Here is a 1526-nt window from a genome sequence, read left to right on the forward strand (position 1 = left end):
TACTACGGCTTCCTGGAGGACTCCGGCCCCAGCGCCCGCGTCGCCGACGTCCTCAACGACAAGGAGCACGGCGCCATCCCGTCGCTCGTCCACATGCACCCGGACGAGACCGTCGGCCAGGCCATCGAGGTGCTGCGCGAGTACGGCGTCTCGCAGATGCCGATCGTCAAGCCCGGCGCCGGCCACCCGGACGTGATGGCCGCCGAGGTCGTCGGCTCGGTCGTGGAACGCGAGCTGCTGGACGCCCTGTTCACCAAGCGCGCCTCGCTGGAGGACCCGCTGGAGAAGCACATGTCCGCGCCGCTGCCGCAGGTCGGCTCCGGTGAGCCGGTCGCCGACCTGATGTCCGTGCTCGGCTCCGCCGACGCGGCGATCGTGCTGGTCGAGGGCAAGCCGACGGGTGTGGTGAGCCGTCAGGACCTGCTGGCCTTCCTCGCCAAGGGCGGCAAGTAGGCCCGGGATCCGGCCGGGCCCGTGGACTTCGCGGAAGTGGTACGCGCGCGTCACGTTCGCGCAGCACCCGCTTAACACGGGTTCGGCACAGTGGTGGATGTCGGCAGGGCGGGAGCGGCTCCCCGCCCGGGCCGGCACCGTACGGCGTCGAGGACCTTCCGGAGCGGCTCCCGGACCTCCACGGACGCCACGGACGCGCAGCCCCGGCCGTGAGGCCCGGCAGCGCGTCCCCCGCGGGGACCGTCGTCGTCCCGCCCCCCAGCGATGGGGGTGCGGCGGTCCCCGCGCAGTCTTTCCGCGCGCTCAGTCCTCCCAGCGGTCCTCGCGGGCGGCGGCGCGGCGGCGGCCGAAGAGGCCCGGGTTGGTGCGGGCGGCCTGGACGACGTTGACCCCGACGATGCCCGCCCAGGCGGTCAGCAGCCCGGGGAGGTTGGCGACGCCGCCGCCGATCGCGGAGAGCGGCACGGCGAGGACCAGCGAGACGATGCCGAAGCCGAAGCGCTCGCCGAAGGAGTCGGTGGCCCGCGGCGACCGGCTGTCCCGGGCCGCCGTCATCTGCTGCTCGGCGAACTGCCGGCGCACCCGCCGCTCGACCGCGCCGTCGATGCGCTGGTCGACCTTCTCCAGGAACGAGTCGACCAGCGCGGACTCGTACTCCTCACCGAGCTCCCTGCGGGTCTGCAGGGTGGCGTCGAGTTCCTTCTTGAGGTCGGTGTCCCGCCCGTCCATTCCCGTCATGGCTTCCACGGTAGGCGGCGGGAACGGCGCGGGCACGGGGGCTAGCCCCCGTCTTCTGCGGGGGGTGAGCGGTACGGCCGGACCGGGGCGCGGGCCGGAAGCGGCGGACGGGGGGCCGCCGCTTCCGGTACCGCCCCCGGCGGCCGGGCCCCGGGTGCTCAGCCTGCCTCCCGGAGGTCCCGCCGCAGCCGGGCGCGCCGGGCGGCCCGGTCGATCATCAGCAGGCCCCGGGTGCGGCCGAGCGGGCGCAGCGCGGTCCGCAGCGGTGCCGGCCAGGGGCGGCGCATACCGCCGAGGACCGCGAAGCGCGTGCCCGAGCCCTCGGGGGCGGCCGC

Annotated in this window: 2 protein-coding genes; one reads left to right on the plus strand and one right to left on the minus strand. The window is 75.4% G+C overall.

The genetic code is table 11. The features are described from left to right. Positions 1–453, plus strand: a 453-nt coding sequence (locus GTW67_RS36680; protein ID WP_161169025.1) for a CBS domain-containing protein, incomplete at its 5' end; no start/stop codon positions are given. Positions 454–756: 303 nt separating this feature from the next. Here GTW67_RS36680 and GTW67_RS36685 read toward each other — a convergent pair. Further along, on the minus strand, positions 757–1182 hold the full coding sequence (locus GTW67_RS36685) for a hypothetical protein (RefSeq protein WP_161169027.1): 426 nt from the start codon (positions 1180–1182) through the stop codon (positions 757–759). Between the last annotated feature and the right edge of the window lie 344 nt (positions 1183–1526).

Source organism: Streptomyces sp. SID5910, assembly GCF_009862125.1.
GTDB lineage: Bacteria > Actinomycetota > Actinomycetes > Streptomycetales > Streptomycetaceae > Streptomyces.

Bases quoted from the DNA above. Each gene is read 5' to 3' on its own strand.
- GTW67_RS36685 (WP_161169027.1), bottom strand. From the start codon at position 1,182: ATGGACGGGCGGGACACCGACCTCAAGAAGGAACTCGACGCCACCCTG.